Origin of the sequence: Xanthomonas sp. LF06-19, from assembly GCF_034105425.1 — a bacterium.
In the GTDB taxonomy this organism is placed as follows: Bacteria; Pseudomonadota; Gammaproteobacteria; order Xanthomonadales; family Xanthomonadaceae; genus Xanthomonas_A; species Xanthomonas_A sontii.
Map to the genome: position 1 here is coordinate 631,172 of NZ_JAXGGH010000002.1, position 16,777 is coordinate 647,948.

General features: G+C 68.9%; 15 protein-coding genes. 6 read left to right on the plus strand and 9 right to left on the minus strand.

The annotated features are described in order from the left end of the window. Nucleotides 1-88: 88 nt before the first annotated feature. Entirely contained in the window at nucleotides 89-709 is a 621-nt protein-coding gene (locus SLW55_RS06660; protein WP_017907968.1) for a thymidine kinase, read from the plus strand. A 165-nt stretch (nucleotides 710-874) separates the two neighbouring features. After that, nucleotides 875-1,639, plus strand: coding sequence for a sel1 repeat family protein (locus SLW55_RS06665; protein WP_017912190.1), 765 nt, complete (start codon nucleotides 875-877; stop codon nucleotides 1,637-1,639). 203 nt (nucleotides 1,640-1,842) lie between these two features. Here SLW55_RS06665 and SLW55_RS06670 read toward each other — a convergent pair whose 3' ends face one another. Together SLW55_RS06670 and mutM are read right to left on the minus strand one after the other, a co-directional pair. After that, on the minus strand, nucleotides 1,843-3,447 hold the full coding sequence (locus SLW55_RS06670; RefSeq protein ID WP_039726155.1) for a glucan biosynthesis protein D: 1,605 nt from the start codon (nucleotides 3,445-3,447) through the stop codon (nucleotides 1,843-1,845). A gap of 399 nt (nucleotides 3,448-3,846) precedes the next feature. Beyond that, nucleotides 3,847-4,659, minus strand: coding sequence for a bifunctional DNA-formamidopyrimidine glycosylase/DNA-(apurinic or apyrimidinic site) lyase (gene mutM, locus SLW55_RS06675; RefSeq protein WP_320744859.1), 813 nt, complete (start codon nucleotides 4,657-4,659; stop codon nucleotides 3,847-3,849). A gap of 173 nt (nucleotides 4,660-4,832) precedes the next feature. Here mutM and SLW55_RS06680 point away from each other — a divergent pair, with 173 nt between their 5' ends. Together SLW55_RS06680 and SLW55_RS06685 are read left to right on the plus strand one after the other, a co-directional pair. Continuing rightward, nucleotides 4,833-5,846, plus strand: coding sequence for a cytoplasmic protein (locus tag SLW55_RS06680; RefSeq protein ID WP_320744860.1), 1,014 nt, complete (start codon nucleotides 4,833-4,835; stop codon nucleotides 5,844-5,846). A 7-nt stretch (nucleotides 5,847-5,853) separates the two neighbouring features. After that, nucleotides 5,854-6,156, plus strand: a complete 303-nt coding sequence (locus SLW55_RS06685; protein ID WP_295966095.1) for a hypothetical protein — start codon at nucleotides 5,854-5,856, stop codon at nucleotides 6,154-6,156. Here SLW55_RS06685 and SLW55_RS06690 read toward each other — a convergent pair. Together SLW55_RS06690 and SLW55_RS06695 are read right to left on the minus strand one after the other, a co-directional pair. After that, a complete protein-coding gene (locus SLW55_RS06690) occupies nucleotides 6,122-6,529 on the minus strand; it encodes an EF-hand domain-containing protein (RefSeq protein WP_267121633.1) in 408 nt (135 codons plus the stop codon). The genes SLW55_RS06685 and SLW55_RS06690 overlap by 35 nt on opposite strands. Beyond that, nucleotides 6,526-7,722, minus strand: coding sequence for a fatty acid desaturase (locus SLW55_RS06695; RefSeq protein ID WP_267104630.1), 1,197 nt, complete (start codon nucleotides 7,720-7,722; stop codon nucleotides 6,526-6,528). Before SLW55_RS06695 ends, SLW55_RS06690 begins: the two co-directional genes overlap by 4 nt. A gap of 135 nt (nucleotides 7,723-7,857) precedes the next feature. Here SLW55_RS06695 and SLW55_RS06700 point away from each other — a divergent pair, with 135 nt between their 5' ends. Then, nucleotides 7,858-8,700 carry an ATP-binding cassette domain-containing protein gene (locus SLW55_RS06700; RefSeq protein WP_295860227.1) on the plus strand — a complete coding sequence of 281 codons (843 nt, stop codon included), beginning with the start codon at nucleotides 7,858-7,860 and terminating at the stop codon, nucleotides 8,698-8,700. A 121-nt stretch (nucleotides 8,701-8,821) separates the two neighbouring features. On the opposite strand, the gene SLW55_RS06705 is transcribed toward SLW55_RS06700, so the two are convergent. After that, complete coding sequence (locus tag SLW55_RS06705) at nucleotides 8,822-9,274, minus strand: helix-turn-helix domain-containing protein (protein ID WP_267093186.1); 453 nt, start codon at nucleotides 9,272-9,274, stop codon at nucleotides 8,822-8,824. A gap of 133 nt (nucleotides 9,275-9,407) precedes the next feature. On the opposite strand from SLW55_RS06705, the gene SLW55_RS06710 reads away from it, so the two are divergent. Continuing rightward, nucleotides 9,408-10,313 carry an NAD(P)H-binding protein gene (locus SLW55_RS06710; protein WP_320744861.1) on the plus strand — a complete coding sequence of 302 codons (906 nt, stop codon included), beginning with the start codon at nucleotides 9,408-9,410 and terminating at the stop codon, nucleotides 10,311-10,313. 22 nt (nucleotides 10,314-10,335) lie between these two features. On the opposite strand, the gene mnmE is transcribed toward SLW55_RS06710, so the two are convergent. The 4 genes from mnmE to rnpA form a co-directional block, all read right to left on the minus strand. Continuing rightward, nucleotides 10,336-11,679 (minus strand): tRNA uridine-5-carboxymethylaminomethyl(34) synthesis GTPase MnmE, encoded by a 1,344-nt coding sequence (mnmE, locus tag SLW55_RS06715; RefSeq protein ID WP_320744862.1) that lies wholly within the window; start codon nucleotides 11,677-11,679, stop codon nucleotides 10,336-10,338. Between the two features lie 32 nt (nucleotides 11,680-11,711). After that, entirely contained in the window at nucleotides 11,712-14,453 is a 2,742-nt protein-coding gene (locus tag SLW55_RS06720) for a tetratricopeptide repeat protein (protein ID WP_320744863.1), read from the minus strand. A 101-nt stretch (nucleotides 14,454-14,554) separates the two neighbouring features. Then, a complete protein-coding gene (yidC, locus tag SLW55_RS06725) occupies nucleotides 14,555-16,285 on the minus strand; it encodes a membrane protein insertase YidC (RefSeq protein WP_267098917.1) in 1,731 nt (576 codons plus the stop codon). Nucleotides 16,286-16,303: 18 nt separating this feature from the next. Continuing rightward, nucleotides 16,304-16,741 carry a ribonuclease P protein component gene (gene rnpA / locus SLW55_RS06730; RefSeq protein ID WP_026144197.1) on the minus strand — a complete coding sequence of 146 codons (438 nt, stop codon included), beginning with the start codon at nucleotides 16,739-16,741 and terminating at the stop codon, nucleotides 16,304-16,306. Nucleotides 16,742-16,777 lie beyond the last annotated feature (36 nt).

Sequence of the window (16,777 nt, forward strand, 5' to 3'; positions counted from 1 at the left end):
CCGACGCCCCACCGCCGCGCCGGCGCTGAACCGGTTCGCGAACCGTCCGGCGGCCGGGGCGCGCGGCCGCCGCGCTAGAATCGGCGGCATGGCGAAACTGTATTTCTACTATTCGGCGATGAACGCCGGCAAGACCACCACGCTGCTGCAGTCGGCGCACAACTACCGCGAGCGCGGCATGCGCACGGCGATCCTGACGCCGCGGCTGGACCACCGCGCCGGCAGCGGCGTGGTCGCCTCGCGCATCGGTCTGCGCGCCGACGGCATGCCCTTCGTCGCCGACACCGACCTGCTGGCCACCCTCGAGGCCGACATCGCCAGCCACGGGCCGCTGCATTGCGTGCTGGTGGACGAAGCGCAGTTCCTCAGCCGCGCGCAGGTCTGGCAACTCAGCGAAGTGGTCGACCGGCTGCGCATCCCGGTGCTGTGCTACGGCCTGCGCACCGATTTCCGCGGCGAGCTGTTCGAAGGCAGCCAATACCTGCTGGCCTGGGCCGACGAACTGCAGGAGATCAAGACCATCTGCCACACCGGCAGCAAGGCGACGATGACCGTGCGCGTCGACGAGAACGGCCACGCGGTGCAGGACGGCCCGCAGGTGGAGATCGGCGGCAACGAGCGCTACGTGTCGGTCAGCCGCCCCGAGTTCAAGAAGATCATGCGCGGCGAAGGGCGCATCGATCCGCTGCAGATCGCACTGCCGCTGTAACTCGCATGCAACGCGCGACGCACCGCACTGGTGCGTCGGATCGGACCGCGATGAACCGCCGCTGACGATTGCCGCGCAGGCGCCCGTGCCTATGCCATCAGTCTATGGAGCGCGCCCAGGCGGCATGCCTAGAATCGCGCCGATCGCACTCATGGGATGAGGAACATGCTTTCGTTCAAAGGATTTTTTGCCGGCAGCGGCACCGCACTGGCCTGTGCCCTGCTGCTCGCCCTGCCTGGCCCCGCCGCTGCGGCCCCGGGCGACCACACCTTCCAGGACATCCCGGCGCAGGTGCTCACCGACGGCTTCCTTGAGGCGCACCTGGACCTGTTCTATCGCCGCGCCGGTATCCGCGCCGACAAGAAGGGCGAGTACGCCGAGGCCAGGAAGCAGTACCAACTGGCCGCACGCTATGCCGACAAGCCGTCGCAGGCGCGGTTGGGCGAGATGTACTGGGAAGGCCAGGGCGGCGCCGCCGACCATACGATGGGCTTCCTGTGGATGGCGCTGGCCGCCGAGCGCGGCTACGACCAGTTCGGCGCGCGCAAGATGGAGTACTGGAACCAGCTGACTCCGGACGAGCGCAAGCGCGCGGCCAAGCTCGACAAGTCGATGCTCGCCGACTACGGCGATCAGGTCGCCAAGCCGCGCCAGGAAGCGGTCCTGCGGCGCGAAGCGATGCGCAGCACCGGCGGCCTGCTCGGCCACTCCGGCGCGGCCGGCCCGCTGTCGATCAACGGCCCGCGTGGCGGCAGCATCGATCCGGAGGTGTTCTACGCCAAGCAGTTCTGGGAACCGAGCGCGTACTGGAAGCTGCAGGACCAGGTGTGGGACGGCCGCACCCCGGGCCGGGTCGACATCGGCGATGTCGAGGACATCAGCACGGAAGGCGCACCGCCAACGCCGCCGCAGGAGCCGGGCAAGCACTGAACGCGGAGCCATTCCCGCGTCGGGACTGAAGTCCCTCCCACAGCAGCTCAGTGCCGGGCCTGTGCGCCCCTGTGGGAGTGGCTCAGCCGCGACGCGCGAGGCGCACCGCACTCGCACCCCCGACTGCGTCGGGACTTAAACACCCGCGCAACCGCCCCATCCAACGAGCGCCCGATGCCGGCCGGCGCCGAGCGCTTCGCGGCTCAGTACAACTTGCGCTCGGCCGCCGGCGGCGGCGTCCACTGGTAAAGCCAGGTCTCGGTCAGCGGGCGCTCGCCGCTGCGCAGGTACAGGCGAATGTCGATCTGCTCGGTGCCGTCGTCCGGCGGCACCACGTCGAACATCGCGCGGTAGCCGGAAATCTCGTGCAACGGCCGCGCCGAGACGATCTCGGTACGGCCGCGATTGAGCTGCAGCACCGCCTCGACCTTGGCGTCCTTCTCCTTGCCCAGCTTGGCCAGTTCGCCGCCGACGAAATCCACCGCGAAGCGCCACGAGAAGTAATGCCGCTTCTGCCCGACCACGCCGCCCAGGCCGGTACGCGTGGCCACGCAGTGCGCCAGCGGCGAGGACGCCGGCGCCTGTGCGCCCCAGTACAGGCGGTATCCGAACAGCAGCTCCTGTCCGGGCTGCGGCTTGTCCTGTGGGTTCCAGAACGCGACGATGTTGTCGAAGGTCTCGTCGACGGTGGGGATCTCCACCAGTTGCACCGAGCCCTTGCCCCAGCCCTGCTTCGGTTCCACCCACAGGCATGGGCGCTTCTCGTAGAACACGCCGTCGTCCTGGTAATGATCGAAGTTGCGGTCGCGCTGCAGCAGGCCGAAACCGCGCGGGTTCTCGTCGACGAACATGTTGAAGCGCAGGTGCGGCGGATTGCACAGCGGCCGCCAGATCCACTCGCCGCCGCCGGTCCACATCGCCAGGCCGTCGGTGTCGTGGATCTCCGGGCGCCAGTCCCAATCCATGCGGCGGTCGTTCTCGCCCACCTGGTACATGCTGGTGCACGGCCCCAGGCCCAGGCGCTCGATGGTCTTGCGCGGATACAGCGCGCTGTCGATGTCCATCAGCAGCACGTCGCCATTGGTGATCGCGAAGCGGTAGGCACCGGCCACGCTGGGCGAATCCAGCAGCGCGTACACCACCACCGTGTCCGAGCCGGCCTTGGGCTGCTCCAGCCAGTAGGCGATGAAGTCCGGGAATTCCTCCGGGCCGCCAGTGCCGGTATCGATCGCCAACCCGCGCGCCGACTGGCCGTACTGGCCCTCCTTGCCGACCGCACGGAAGTAGCTGGCGCCGAGGAAGGCGGCGAAGTCGCGCTCGGTGTCCTGCTTGGTGTTGAGGCGGAAACCGGCAAAGCCCAGTTCCTTCGGCAGCGGCTTGCCCTTCAGCCCGCTGCTGCCGTAATCGAACGCCGCGCTGTCGTAGGCCAGTTCCTGCGCCTGCCCGTCGACCAGGTCGAACATGTGCACCGGCGTCTTGAAGTACAGCCCCAGGTGGAAGAACTTGGCCTGGAACTTCGGACCCTGCTCGGCCGCCCACAGTGCGTGATCCTGGCGGTAGCGGATCGACTGGTACTGGTCCCAGGTCAAGCCCTCCACCGGCGCCGGCAGCGCCCGCTTGTGGCTCTGGTACGGCGCATCGGCCATGGCCCGCGCGTGGCCCTTGAGCCAGGCGTAGTCGAACGGTTGCGGCTTGCCCAGGCGGCGCAGGCCCACCGCAGGGGCCGCCTGGCCGAGCATCGGCATCGCCGGCAAGCCCATGGCGGCGAAGGCGGCGGCGGCGTTCTTGAGGAAATCGCGTCGTTGCATGGCCGGGATCGAAACGGAAAAGGACGCCCATCATAGACAAGCGGCGCCGAAGGTGGCGGTGATGGTGTCCGTGGGAGTGCGTCCCGGGCGCAGACGTGCAGGAGTGGGCCGGCAGGCCCGGGAGACACGCTTTGCCGACCCGACCACATCGGCGTCGCGATGCCCGAGTGGGCAAGGCGCCTTCGGGAGCCGCTAACGACGCGACAAGGCCCGCTGAAAAGCCCAGCGACATGTGCGCTTGAGCCGACGCGTTACCGGCAAGGCCCGTCGCGGCTGAAGCGCGTTCGCGGTCGCGACGGCCCATCGTGCCGAGACGCTGCAAGAAGCGCGGTGCTGCCGGTGTCCCTGCGGGCCCCGGACCGCCTTCGCCGGTGCGTGCAGCGCGATCGCGTTCGTTGCTCAGCGCTGGCAGTGGCCACACCAGACGCTGGCGCGTTGGCCGATGCTGGCGTGGCGCAGCGTGCGTCCGCAACGCTTGCAGGCCTCGCCCTCGCGGCCGTAGACCGACAGCTCCTGCTCGAAGTAGCCCGGCGCCCCGTCCGGGCTGATGAAATCGCGCAAGGTCGTGCCGCCGCGCTGGATCGCATAGCCCAGGATCGCCTTGGCCGCCTCGGCCAGGCGCGCATACCGGGCGCGCGAGACCTCGCCCGCCTCGCGCAGCGGACTGATGCCGGCCTGGAACAGGCTCTCGGCCGCGTAGATGTTGCCCACCCCGACCACGATGCGCTGATCCATCAGGAAGGTCTTGACCGGCGCGGTGCGGCCGCGGCTGAGCCGGAACAGATGATCGCCGTCGAACGCATCGGACAGCGGCTCCGGCCCCAGTTCGGCGAGCAGCGGATGGATCTCGCCCGGCGCCTGCCACAGCAGGCAGCCGAACCGGCGCGGGTCGTTGAAGCGCAGCACGCGTCCGTCTTCCAGGCTGATGTCGACGTGGTCGTGCGCCCGCGGCGGCGTGTCGCCCGGCAGTACGCGCAAGCTGCCGGACATGCCCAGATGCAGCAGCGCACTGCCCACCGCGGTATCCAGCAACAGATACTTGGCCCGCCGGCGAATGCCGTCGATGCGTTGCCCGGGCAATTGCTCGGCCACCTCGGGGGGAATCGGCCAACGCAGATCCGGCCGCCGCAGGATCACCCCATGGATGCGCCGCCCCGACAGATGCGGCTCCAGACCGCGCCGGGTGGTTTCGACTTCGGGGAGTTCGGGCATGATGGTACGGTCGCGGCGAGTCGATAGCGGGATTCGGAAACTGTAACACCAGGGTGATGTCGCTCTTGTCTGTAAGCAGGGACGCGCTGATCCTAGTGCGGGTAGCCGGCAACTCCACCCGACGTGACCCACGCGTCCGTCAAGGAAGTGCAATTTTCAAGGAAATGAATCCAATGCCCCAGATGACGTATCGCCTGTTGTCGGCGCTGCTGTTTTTCGCTGCAGCGACGGTTTCTGCGCTCGCCTGTGCTGAAGAGATGGAGGAACGCACCGCAATTTTCGAAGGTGCAAGATCCGCCATGAAGAGTGGCGACATCGCGGCGCTCGAACGGCAAGCGGCGGTCTATCGAACGAAGCAGTCCAGGACCTCCAGTGGCGTCTGGAAATTGAGCCTGTTGCATAGCGGCGTCGGTCGCTATTTACGCACTGGGTCATACAGCGAGGCGGCGTGGGCGGAAAAGGAGAGCGTCGTCAAGCGTTGGATCGCGGCATATCCAAAGTCTCCCAGCGCACGAATCGCCTATGCAGCATGGCTCTCAAGTCGCGCCTGGAGCCATCGCGGCAATGGTTACGCCAATACGGTCCGTCCGCAGGACTGGGCGCCGTTCAAGGCTGGCATCGAAGCGACCCGGCAGTATCTTGAAGACAACAAGCAGATCGCGTCGCTGGATCCCGAGTGGTACGTCGAGATGGAAGGCGTCGCCAAGGTACAGCAGTGGGACGATGACAGGTTCCAGGCGCTGATCGACGAGGCGATGGCGCGGTACCCCGCGTATTACGAGATCTATTTCCAGGCGATCGAGTTCTATTCGCCCAAATGGGGAGGCAACGCCACCGACATCGAACGCTTCGCCGCAATGGCGATGGAACGCACGCGGGCACGTGAGGGCAAGGGACTGTACGCACGCATCTATTGGTACGCCTCGCAATCGATCTATGACGAACGCTTGTTCACCGAATCGCTGGCGCGCTGGTCGACCATGCGCGCTGGCATCGACGACGTGCTCAAAGTCTATGCGGACGAATGGAATTTGCAGAATTTTGCCCGCTTCGCCTGCCTGGCGCGCGATCGGGAGAAAGCCCTTGAACTGATCGAACGCGTGCGCGGACCCACCTATACCGAGGTCTGGAAAGGGGAAGAGAATTTCCAGCGCTGCAAGGCCTGGGTCTTTGAGGGCGTCACCTGATGCGCGAATGTCTTTGGATCCCGGATCGCGAGGCGACGTCGCGCTGATGCGGATAAAAGCCATCACCATGCTGCCGTCCATGCACAGCAAGCTTGCGGCGATGTATTGCTTGCTCGCCTGGGTGATGGTCAGCCTTCAGATGCATGCGACCGCCATTGCCTTTCTTTCTGTCGCGCTGCTGCACCTGGTTTCTGCTCGCAGACTCGCCTCGGCTCCGGACACCGCAGCGCCAGCCCCGGAATCGGCGAGCACAGCGCCCGCCGGATCGGCGTCCCCTACTGCGGCGGCGCCGCCAACTCCCGCGCGCTGAGGTAGCCGTCGCCGTTGGTGTCCTGCTTGCGGAAGCGGGCTGTCAGGGTGGCCAGGTGCTGTGCGCGGGTGATCGGCGGGCCGCGGCCGCCGGGCAATTCGGCGGGGCTGAGCACGCCGTCATGATCGAGGTCGCGCGCGTCGAAGGCATAGCTCATCCAGGCCAGGTATTCGTCCAGGCTGACGCGGCCGTCGCCATCGCGGTCCATGCGCTGCAGGTAGCTGGTGGTGCTGTCGATCGCCTGCGCGTGGGCGCTGACGATACCGCCGGCAAACAGGGCGCAGGCGATGCGCAGCGTCAGTCCGGCCAGTAACGACGAACGCCGCGCAAGGCGGCGTTCGTGCGACGGGATATGCGGTGCGCCGCGGCTCATGCCAGGGCGTAGCCCTTCAGTCGTGCGGCGTAGGCCTGCAGCGCGGCGATGCCGCTGGCTTCGGCGTCGTGACACCAGGCCTGCAGGTGCTTGAGACGCTCGCTGGCATCGTGGGTGCGCGCTTCGAGCAGGGCCGCCAGGCGGGTGCGATGCTCGACCAGCGTGCGCATGCGCGGCCGCTGCGCCACCCAGTGCTGCAGCTGTTCGCGCGCGTCGGGCTTGAGCCAGCGGCCATCGTCGACCAGGCCCTTGCGCAGGCGCCGCGGCAGCAGCTTGCGCAGCTTGGCGCCGGCCTGCGCGGCTTCTTCCTTGAGCGCGGGCTTGAACACGTTGCGCTGGTAATCGGTCATCGCCTGGAAGCGATGCGACAGCAGCGCGCGCAGGGTGTCGGCGTCGGGCACGGCGATGTTCGGGCGCACGTCCAGGGTCGGCGCCACGCGCAGGATCTTGGCCAGGCGCAGCGCGGCCAGCGCGCGGATCGCGATCCAGCCGATGTCCAGTTCCCAACGGCGCATCGAGAAACGCGCCGAGCTCGGGAAGGCATGGTGGTTGTTGTGCAGTTCTTCGCCACCGATCCACAGCGCCCACGGGGTCAGGTTGGTCGAGGTGTCGGCGGACTCGAAGTTGCGGTAGCCCCACCAATGGCCCAGGCCGTTGATCACGCCGGCGGCCCAGAACGGGATCCACGCCATCTGCAGCGCCCACAGCGCGATGCCGGGCAGGCCGAACAGCGCGAAGTTGACCGCGAACAGCGCCACCGGCCCCAGGTTCGCGTACGGGGTATACAGGTGCCGCTCGATCCAGTCGTCCGGCGCGCCCTTGCCGTACTGCTCGATGTCGCCACGCTGGGTGCGCGCTTCGCGGTACAGCTCCACGCCGCGCCAGAACACGCGGGCGATGCCCTTGGTCTGCGGGCTGTGGGGGTCTTCCTCGGTCTCCACCTTGGCGTGGTGCTTGCGATGGATCGCCACCCACTCCTTGGTGATCATGGAGGTGGTGAACCAGGTCCAGAAGCGGAAAAAGTGCGACAGCAGCGGATGGAAGTCCACGCCGCGATGCGCCTGACTGCGGTGCAGATACAGCGTCACCGCGAAGATGGTGAGCTGGGTGAACAGCAGCAGCACGGCCAGCATGCCCCACCAGCCGACGCCGAGCAGGCCGTTGCCGAGGAAGTCGAGGATCGCGTCGAACATTGCCAGAAGCTCCAGAGCGTAAGACGGCGTGAGGGGATGACGACATGATGGGGGTTGCGGGCGCAAACTTCACCCGGCGCTCGCGTATGGTATTCAGCCGCCAAGCGCTTCCGATCACAGAACGGTTTCGGTTCCATGTCAGCCGCCTCTTCCCAAGCAACCCCCGTGCCAGCGGCCGCGCCGTTGATCGAACTCGATCGCGCCAGCGTCGTCCGCGGCCAGGTCCGGGTACTGCATTCGCTGAGCCTGCGCATCGCGCTCGGCCAGCACACCGCGATCCTCGGCCCGAACGGCTGCGGCAAATCCTCGTTCATCAAGCTCATCACCCGCGAGCTGTACCCGCTGGCGCGCGCCGGCGAGGAGCCGGCGGTGCGGGTGCTCGGCCAGAGCCGCTGGCAGGTAGACCGACTGCGCAGTCAGTTGGGCATCGTCACCGGCGACCTCAGCGTCAATCTCGCCGACATGCCTGGGCTGGACGTGGAAAGCGCCGTGCTGTCGGGGTTCTTCGCCAGCTATGTGGTGCCGCCGCACCGCGAGGTCACCGAGGCGATGCGCGACCGCGCGCGCGAGGCGCTGCAGGCCGCGCACGCGCTGCCATTGCTGCGGCGTCCTTATGCCGAGCTGTCGGCCGGCGAGACCCGGCGCGTGCTGATCGCGCGCGCTCTGGTCAATCGGCCACAGGCACTGCTGCTGGACGAACCCAGCACCGGCCTGGACCTGGTCGCGCGCGAGCACCTGCTGGCGACGATGCGCGACCTCGCCCGTCAAGGCATCACCCTGGTGCTGGTCACCCACCACATCGAAGAGATCGTGCCGGAAATCGCACGGGTGATCCTGTTGCGCGAGGGCCAGGTGTACGCCGACGGCGCGCGCGAGGAACTGCTGGCCGATGCGCCGTTGTCGGCGGTGTTCGGCGGACCGGTACGGGTGCAGCGCGACGGCGACAGCTACAGCGCGCGGGTGGTTGCGGAGAGCTGATCCTCGGTTGCCGAATTCGGGCGTTTGCGGCCGTCGGGGTTGCGGGTAATGCGGGAATGTCCGTAGGTGCGGCTTCCGCTGCGACCGGGCGTTCTCGGTAAAGCCGCTCGCACGGGACGCGTCAACCGTACGCAGCGCCCACCGCCCGCGCCGGTGCATCGGCCTCGAACGCGGCGCGCGCGCCACGGATCTGCGCGTGGTGATCGGCAGCCCAGCGCACCAGCGGTGCCAGCACCACGCTCAACGAGTGCCCCAGTGGGGTGAGCCGGTACTCCACGCCGGGCGGCACGGTCGGCAGCACCTCGCGGGCGACCAGCCCTTCGCGCTGCAGGTCGCGCAGGGTCTGGGTCAGCATGCGCTGGGAGATGTCCGGCACCGCGCGGCGCAGTTCGCCGAAGCGGTGCGGGCGTTCGGCCAGCAGCATCACGAACAGGGTGCTCCACTTGTCGCCGATCTGCGCCAGCACGTCGCGCACCGGGCACTGGTCGATGGCCATGCCGGCACGCTGGTAGTCCTGCAACTGCTGGCTCAACAGCGCGTCGCAGGCGGCGACCGGCGGTACGACGGTGTCCATGGTGGTTACCTCGGGGTAAGCAGGGGCGGAAAAAGTGCCGTCTTTACAGGTCGGCCAAGGTCTCTAGGATAGACCAGGTTCCTTTTCCAGACCATGGCGTCCTGCGACGCCGCCCTTCCTCAGGAGACCCGTCATGTCCGCATCTTCCGATTCCCTGCTCGTCACTGGCGCCGGCGGCCAGTTCGGCCAGCGCGTGCTCGCGCACCTGCTCGACACCCTCAAGGTGGCGCCGGCGCGGGTGGTGGCGATGACCCGCCAGCCCGAGCGCCTGGCCGCCTGGGCCGCGCGCGGCGTGGCCGTGCGCCACGGCGATTTCGACGACGCCGCTTCGCTCGACACCGCATTCCGTGGCGCCGGCCGCGTGCTGCTGATCAGCACCGACGCGCTGGACCGCCCCGGCCACCGCTTGCAGCAGCACCAGGCCGCGATCGCCGCCGCCGAGCGTGCCGGCGTCGGCCACCTGGTCTACACCTCCTGCCCGGAACCACACGACTCGCCGCTGCTGCTGGCCACGGATCACGCCGGCACCGAAGACAGCCTGGCCGCCAGCGCCCTGCCCGCCTGGACCGTGCTGCGCAACCACTGGTACTTCGAAAATCTGTTCATGAGCCTGCCGTCGGTGCTGGCCTCGGGCCACTGGTACAGCGCGGCCGGTGACGGCGGGATCGCCCATATCGCGCGCGACGACCTGGCCCGCGCCGCCGCGGTCGCCCTGGCCGGCGGCGACGGCAAGCGCACGCTCACCCTCAGCGGCGCGCGCGCCTACACCACCGCCGAGATCGCCGCGCTGGTCGCGCAGGTGCTGGACGTGCAGATCCAGGTGGTGCCGGTACCGGTCGAAGGCCTGGTGCAGGGCATGGTCGGCGCCGGCCTGCCCGAGCCGGTCGCGCGCATCTATGCCTCGTTCGACACCAACACCGCCGTCGGCCGCGTCGCCACCGTCACCGGCGACTACCTGGCGCTGACCGGGCAGGCACCGCTGCCGTTCGAACAGTGGCTGCAGGACAATCGCGCGCAACTGGCAGGGCTGAAGCCGTAAGCGCACTCGGCAGCGCGACGGGTTATTTGCCGATACAGAAACTGGAGAAGATCCGCCCGAGCAGGTCGTCGGCACTGAGCGTGCCGACGATCTCGCCGAGCGCGGCATGGGCCAGGCGCAGCTCTTCGGCGGCCAGTTCCAGGCGTTCGTACTGCAGTTCGACCGCCGCCGCGTCGGCATGCGTCGCGGCGCGCTGCAGCGCGTCGACGTGGCGCGCGCGCGCGGAGAACTCGCCGTCGCTACCCTCGCCGGCCGCGGCACCGGCGATCGCGCGCAACTGCGCGTGCAACTGCTCCAGCCCGCTGCCGGTAGCCGCAGAAACGTAGACGCGCTCGGCACTGGCCGCGGGCACGGCGGCGAGCAGGTCGCTCTTGTTGTGGATCCACAGGCGCTGCGGCACATCCGCGATGGCATCGGCGATCGCGGCCTGGCCGGCCTCGGCCTCGCGCGCGTCGAGCACGATCAGCGCCAGGTCGGCGCGCTGCAGTTCCTGGCGCGCGCGGCGCATGCCCTCGCGCTCGATCGCATCGCCGCCCTCGCGCAGGCCGGCGGTGTCGACCAGGGTCAGTTCCACGCCGTCCAGGCGCACGGTCTCGTGCAAGGTGTCACGGGTGGTGCCGGCGATGTCGGTGACGATGGCGCGGTCGCTACCGACCAGCGCGTTGAGCAGCGAACTCTTGCCGGCATTGGGCGGGCCGACCAGCACCGCGTGCAGGCCATCGCGCAGGCGCCGGCCGCGTTCGGCGTCGGCACGCAACTGCGTCAGATCCGTGCGCGCCTGCGCCAGGCCGGCGCGGACCTGCGCACCGCCCAGCGTGTCCAATGCCTCGTCGGCGAAATCGATCGCCGCTTCGACGTGGATGCGCAGGCGGATCAGCTGTTCGGCCAGGTCGTCGACGCGACGCGAAAACACCCCGTCCAGCGAGCGCCGTGCCGCGCGTGCCGCGCGCAGGTCGCCGGCGGCGATCAGGTCGGCGATCGCCTCGGCCTGGGCCAGGTCCAGCTTGCGGTTGAGGAAGGCGCGCTCGCTGAATTCGCCCGGACGCGCCGGACGCGCGCCGAGTTCGCAGCAGCGCGCCACCAGGTGCCGCAGCAACACCGGGCTGCCATGCGCCTGCAGTTCCAGCACGTCCTCGCCGGTGAAGCTGCGCGGCGCCGGAAACCACAGCGCGATGCCGTCGTCCACGATCTCGCCGTGCGCGTCGCGAAAGCGCGCGTAGCGCGCGCTGCGGGGCACCAGCGCGCCCAGGCCCAGCCCCTCGGCGATGGCCGCCGCCGCCGGACCGGACACGCGGACCACGCCGACACCGCCCGCGCCGGGAGCGGTGGCGATGGCGGCGATGGTCTCGGTGGCGGAAGACGGCATAGCGAAGGCGACAGGTTCGGCGGCGCGGTGGATCACAGGGTCTGCAACTGGCCGCGGACGTAGGCGGCCGACGCCCCGTTGGGTTGCAGCTCCAGGTAGGTCTGGAAGGCGCGCTTGGCCTTGGCCGCATCGCCGAGCTGGCGGTAGGCGTCGCCCAGGTTGACGTAGGCCACCGCGCGCGAGGGATCGATCTTCAGCGTGTTCTCCAGCCAGCGCACGGCCTGCGCGTACTTGCCCTGACGATAGTAGATGAAGCCCAGGTTGTTGGCCGCCAGCGCGAAGTCCGGGCGCAGCTTCAGCGCCTCGGTGAACTGCGCCTCGGCCTCGTCGTAGCGCTTCTCCTTGTACAACTGCAGGCCGCGGTCGTTGGCGCGCTGCGCACGCTGGCGGTCGGACACCGGACCGGCCGCGGCCGGCACCGCCAGCGGCCGCTCGCCGCCCTGCAGATCCTTGACCACCACCGCCGGCTTGGCCGGAGCGGCCGGCGCGTCGGCGCTGCCGGCGCCCGCGTTCGGCGTCGCGGTCGACGCGGGCGCGGCCGCATCGACGCGGTCGTTCATCGCGATCGCCGCCGAGGACAGTTGCTGGGTGCTGGCGGTGAGGAATTCCTCGCCCTCCGGTACCTGCAGCACGAACTCGCCGCCCTGCGAACCGGGCAGGCTGCCGAACGCGGGCGTTTGCTGCGAGATGCTCGACACCGCCGGCGCCACGTAGGCGGCCAGCTCGGTGCCGGTGATCAGGCCGTCGCCGTTGAGGTCGGCCTTGCCCGACAGCGCCTGCAGCAGCACCCAGGTGAATACCGAATGGCCATTGGGGCCGCTGTCGGCGACCTGCTGGTCGGCGCCGCCGGCGGTGAGCATCTGCCGGGCGATGCGCCGCGCGTTCTCGCGCAGGTAGGCGCTGGTGCCGCCGCCGCGGGTCAGGCCCAGGCCGCTGTAGCACGCGTCCATCACGAACAGCACGTGCTTGGCTTCCAGGCTTTCGGCGATGTCCTGGATCTCGGTCATCGGAATCGCGTCGGTGGCGAACTGCGCCGGGTCCGAATCGGCGGGCACGATGTAGCCGAGGTCGCGCCCGGAGGCCAGCTTGCGAGTGGCGCCGTGGCCGGCGAAGAACACGAACACGCGGTCGTTCTTGCCCACACCGCCGTGTGCGAGGCGATCGTGGAAAGCGGCCAGGATGTTGTTGCGGGTCGCCTCCTGGTTCTTCAGCACGATCACCTGCGACGACGGGAAACCGAAGCTGCCGGTGAGCGTCTGCGCGATGGCCTGCGCGTCGTTGGCCGCGTACTGCAGCTTGGGCCAGTGCGCGTAGTCGTCGATGCCGATGACGATGGCCCACGACTTGTCATAGCCGCTGGTCACCGTCGGTGCGGCGGCGTTGCTGGCCGCGCGCGCCACGCTGAAGTCGCGCCCGTTCCAGGCGGCGAGCTGGTAGCCGTCGGCGCTGAGCCGGTCGAGGATCTGCGGCAGCGCCTTGACCGTGCGTTCGTGGATGTCGTGGAACAGCAGGATGCCGCGCTGCTCGCGGCCGACCTGCTCGAGCACGCGCTGTACGATCGACTCGGGCACCGGGTCGGCCCAGTCCAGCGAATCCACGTTCCACATCACCGACTTCAGTCCGGCCTCGCCCAGGATCTGCATGCCCTCGGCGTTGCGCGCGCCGTAGGGAAAGCGGAACAGCGGCGCACGCTTGGCATCGACCGCGCGCAGCATGCGGTCGGTGTCGAGGATCTGGCTGCGCAGCGCGGCGCCGGTTTCCTTGGACAGCTGCGCGTGGGTCAGGCTGTGGTTGCCGACGGTGTAGCCCTGCTCCATCAGGCTGCGGCTGACGCTGGCCAGCGGCGACAGGTCGACCTTGCCATCCGGCTCCAGCTTGCCCAGGTTGCGGCCGACTTCGAAGAACGTGGCCGGCACGTCATAGCGCTTGAGGATGGCGACGATCTCGTCGGTGTACTCGCGATGCGGACCGTCGTCGAAACTCAGCACCACGGTCTTCGGCGGCAGGTCGCGGCCGAACACCTCGCGGTCGCTGTCCTTCATCGACATCGGGTACGGGGTGATCACGCCGTAGTCGCGCAGGATCGCTTCGCGCGTGTACAGCGTGCCCAGGTGGGCGACGTAGTCCTCCCACTTCTCGCGCTTCTGCACGATCGCGCGGGTGCGATCGAAGCGACTGAAGATCGCGGTGATCTCGCGGTTGTAGGTGCGTTCGATCTCGTCGAGCGCTTCCAGGTCTTCGCCGATGCGCTGGTGCAGCTTGATCGCCGGCAGCGAGGAGTCCTTGCCGATGCGCACCTGCCAGTCGGCGAGAATCTCGCGGAATGCCAGGCGGTCGGCGTCGTACAGGTCCGGCGCCGATTCGACGTAGTCCAGCAGGCTGCCGACCGCGGCGAAGCGCTGCGGGTCGGGCAGCGCCAGCAGCGCATCGAATTGCTTGGCCAGCGCCTCGCGGCGCTCCAGGCCCTCGTGGAACAGCTGCTGGCCGACGCTGCTGGAGGTCTGTCGGTCGGCCTGCGACTGCTTGGCCTCGTCGGCCAGCAACACGATGATCTTGCGCTGCGCCGCCAGCTGCGCCTGCAGGCCCTGCAGCAGCGTCGTCGCCTGGGCCTGCAATGCGGGAGAGCCTGGAATGGCGATCGCCGGCGCCGATGTCGCGGGCTTGGACGGCGTCGCCGCGCTGTCGGCAGGCGTGCGCTGGCACGCGGCCAGCGCCAAGGCGAGCAGGCCGATCACGGCGACGGACGGCGACAACGGACGATGGCGCTTGCGCATGACCACGGACTCGCGAGCAAGGCGCTACGGGAACAGCGCAGACGCCGGCGCCTTCCCCGGCCGCATGCGCAACGCCCGCCGGAGGGCGGGCGTTGTCGGGTTTACTTCTTGGCCTTGGCCGGCGGCTTGCCGCTGCCGCCACCACCGGCAGTGGCCGGTTCGCCGTGGCGCTTGGTCATCCACCACTGCTGCAGCAGGCCCAGCGAACCGTTGGTGACCCAGTACAGCACCAGACCGGACGGCACGAAGGCCATCATCACGCCGAACACCAGCGGCATGAACTGCATCATCTTGGCCTGCACCGGATCCATGCCCGGCGACGGCGTCAGCTTCTGCGTCAGCCACATCACCGCCACGTTGATCACCGGCAGGATGAAGTAGGGATCGCGCGCGGTCAGGTCCTGGATCCAGGCGAACCACGGCGCCTGGCGCAGTTCCACCGACTCCACCAGCACCCAGTACAGCGCGAAGAAGATCGGCATCTGGATCAGCACCGGCAGGCAGCCGCCCATCGGGTTGATCTTCTCCTTCTTGTACAGCTCCATCATCGCCGTCTGGAACTTCTGCTTGTCGTCGCCGTAGCGCTCCTTGAGCTGCTGGATGCGCGGCTGGAACTTGCGCATCTTGGCCATGCTCTTGTACTGCGCGGCCGACAGCGGATACAGCATCAGCTTCAGCAGCACCACCAGGCCGACGATCGACCAGCCCCAGTTGCCGAGCAGGCTGTGCAGGTGGCTGAGGATCCAGAACAGGCCCTGGCCGAGCAGCGCCATCAGCGAGAAGCGGCTGTAGTCGACCACGCGGTCGAGGCCGCGCACGTTCTCCTTGGCGATCTGGCTGACCAGCTTCGGGCCGACCCACAGCCGCGCCTCGGTGCTGGCGCTGGCGCCCGGCGCCACGGTGAAGCCCGGGCCGCGCGCTTCGATCACATGCCGCGGGCCGTCGTTGGACAGCACGTACAGCGCCTGCTGGTCGGCCTGCGGAATCCAGCCGGTGAAGAAGTGGTGCTGCAGCAGCGCGATCCAGCCGCCGGAGATGGTCTGGTTGAGCGGGCCGTCTTCCAGGTAGTCCTTGAATGCACGACGCTGGTAGCCGTCGGCCGGGCTGAACCAGGTGGCGCCGTTGAAGCTGAAGGAATCCGGGTTGGTCATGCCGCGGCTGACGATGGTCGGCACCCGGCTCAGCTTGCGGAACACGTAGCCCTGCCACGGCTTGCTGCCGTGGTTGACGACCTCGTCGCGCACCTGCACGGCGTAGTGGCCGCGCTGCAGGGTGTACACACGACGGATGGTCACGCCATCCGGGCCATTCCACACGAACGGCACCTGCAGGCTGTCCTGGCCCTTGGCCAGCACGTACTCCTGGCCCGGGTGTTCGGGGCGGAAGCCGCCCGGGCCCGGCGACGGCGAGTTGTGCTCGCCGACCCAGCCGCTGGTGGCGGTGTACGGATGCGCCGCGTCCTCGGTCAGCAGCTGCACCGGCGGGCTGCCCGGCTGCTTGGTCTGCGGGAACAGCAACAGATCGGCGTCGAACACGCTGCGGCCGTCCAGGGTCAGGCGCAGCACGTCGGTGGTGACGGTGACCCGCGGCGCGGCGCTGGCCGCGGCGGTCTCGGGCGTGGTGCTGGCCGGCGCGGTGCCGGGCACCGTGGCCTGCGGAACGGCCGGCGCATGCGTGGCGCCGGCATCGGCGTCCTGCGCCGGCGGCACCGTGGTCGCCGCCGCGACCGTCGCCGCGGTGGCGTTCGGCGAATGTTCCTTGTTCCACTCCATCCACAACAGCGCCGCGACCATCAGCCAGGCGAAAATCAGGAAAAGGCGGGTCTGGTTCATCGGACAGGCAAGCTCGGCTCAGCCAGAAGCAGGTTCTGACGTGGATGTGGGGGAAGAAGGACGATCGGGCGGCGGCATTGTGCCGTCCGCGGCCGGGGCCGGCAATGCGCCGGCGCGACGCAGCAGGCGCAGATAGGCCTGGCGCAGCTGCTCGCCGCTGGCCTGGGCGGCGGCGCTGCGCGCCACCACCACGTAGTCGCCGGGCTTCAGCCACGGCAACAGCTGCCGCGTGGCGTCGCGCAGCACGCGCTTGATGCGATTGCGCACGACCGCGCGCTTGTCGACCTTGCGCGACACCGCCAGACCCAGCCGCGCCGGGTGCGGCGCACTGCGCCAGTGCAGGCTCATCAGCGGCTCGGAACAGCGGCGCGCGGCATCGAACACGACGCGGTATTCCGCAGACGTGCGAACCCGCGCAGAGCGAGGAAATCGCCTACGCGGGTCGGGATGATTCACGGTCCGGATTGCAGGCGCCGCCTGGGGCGGCGAAGC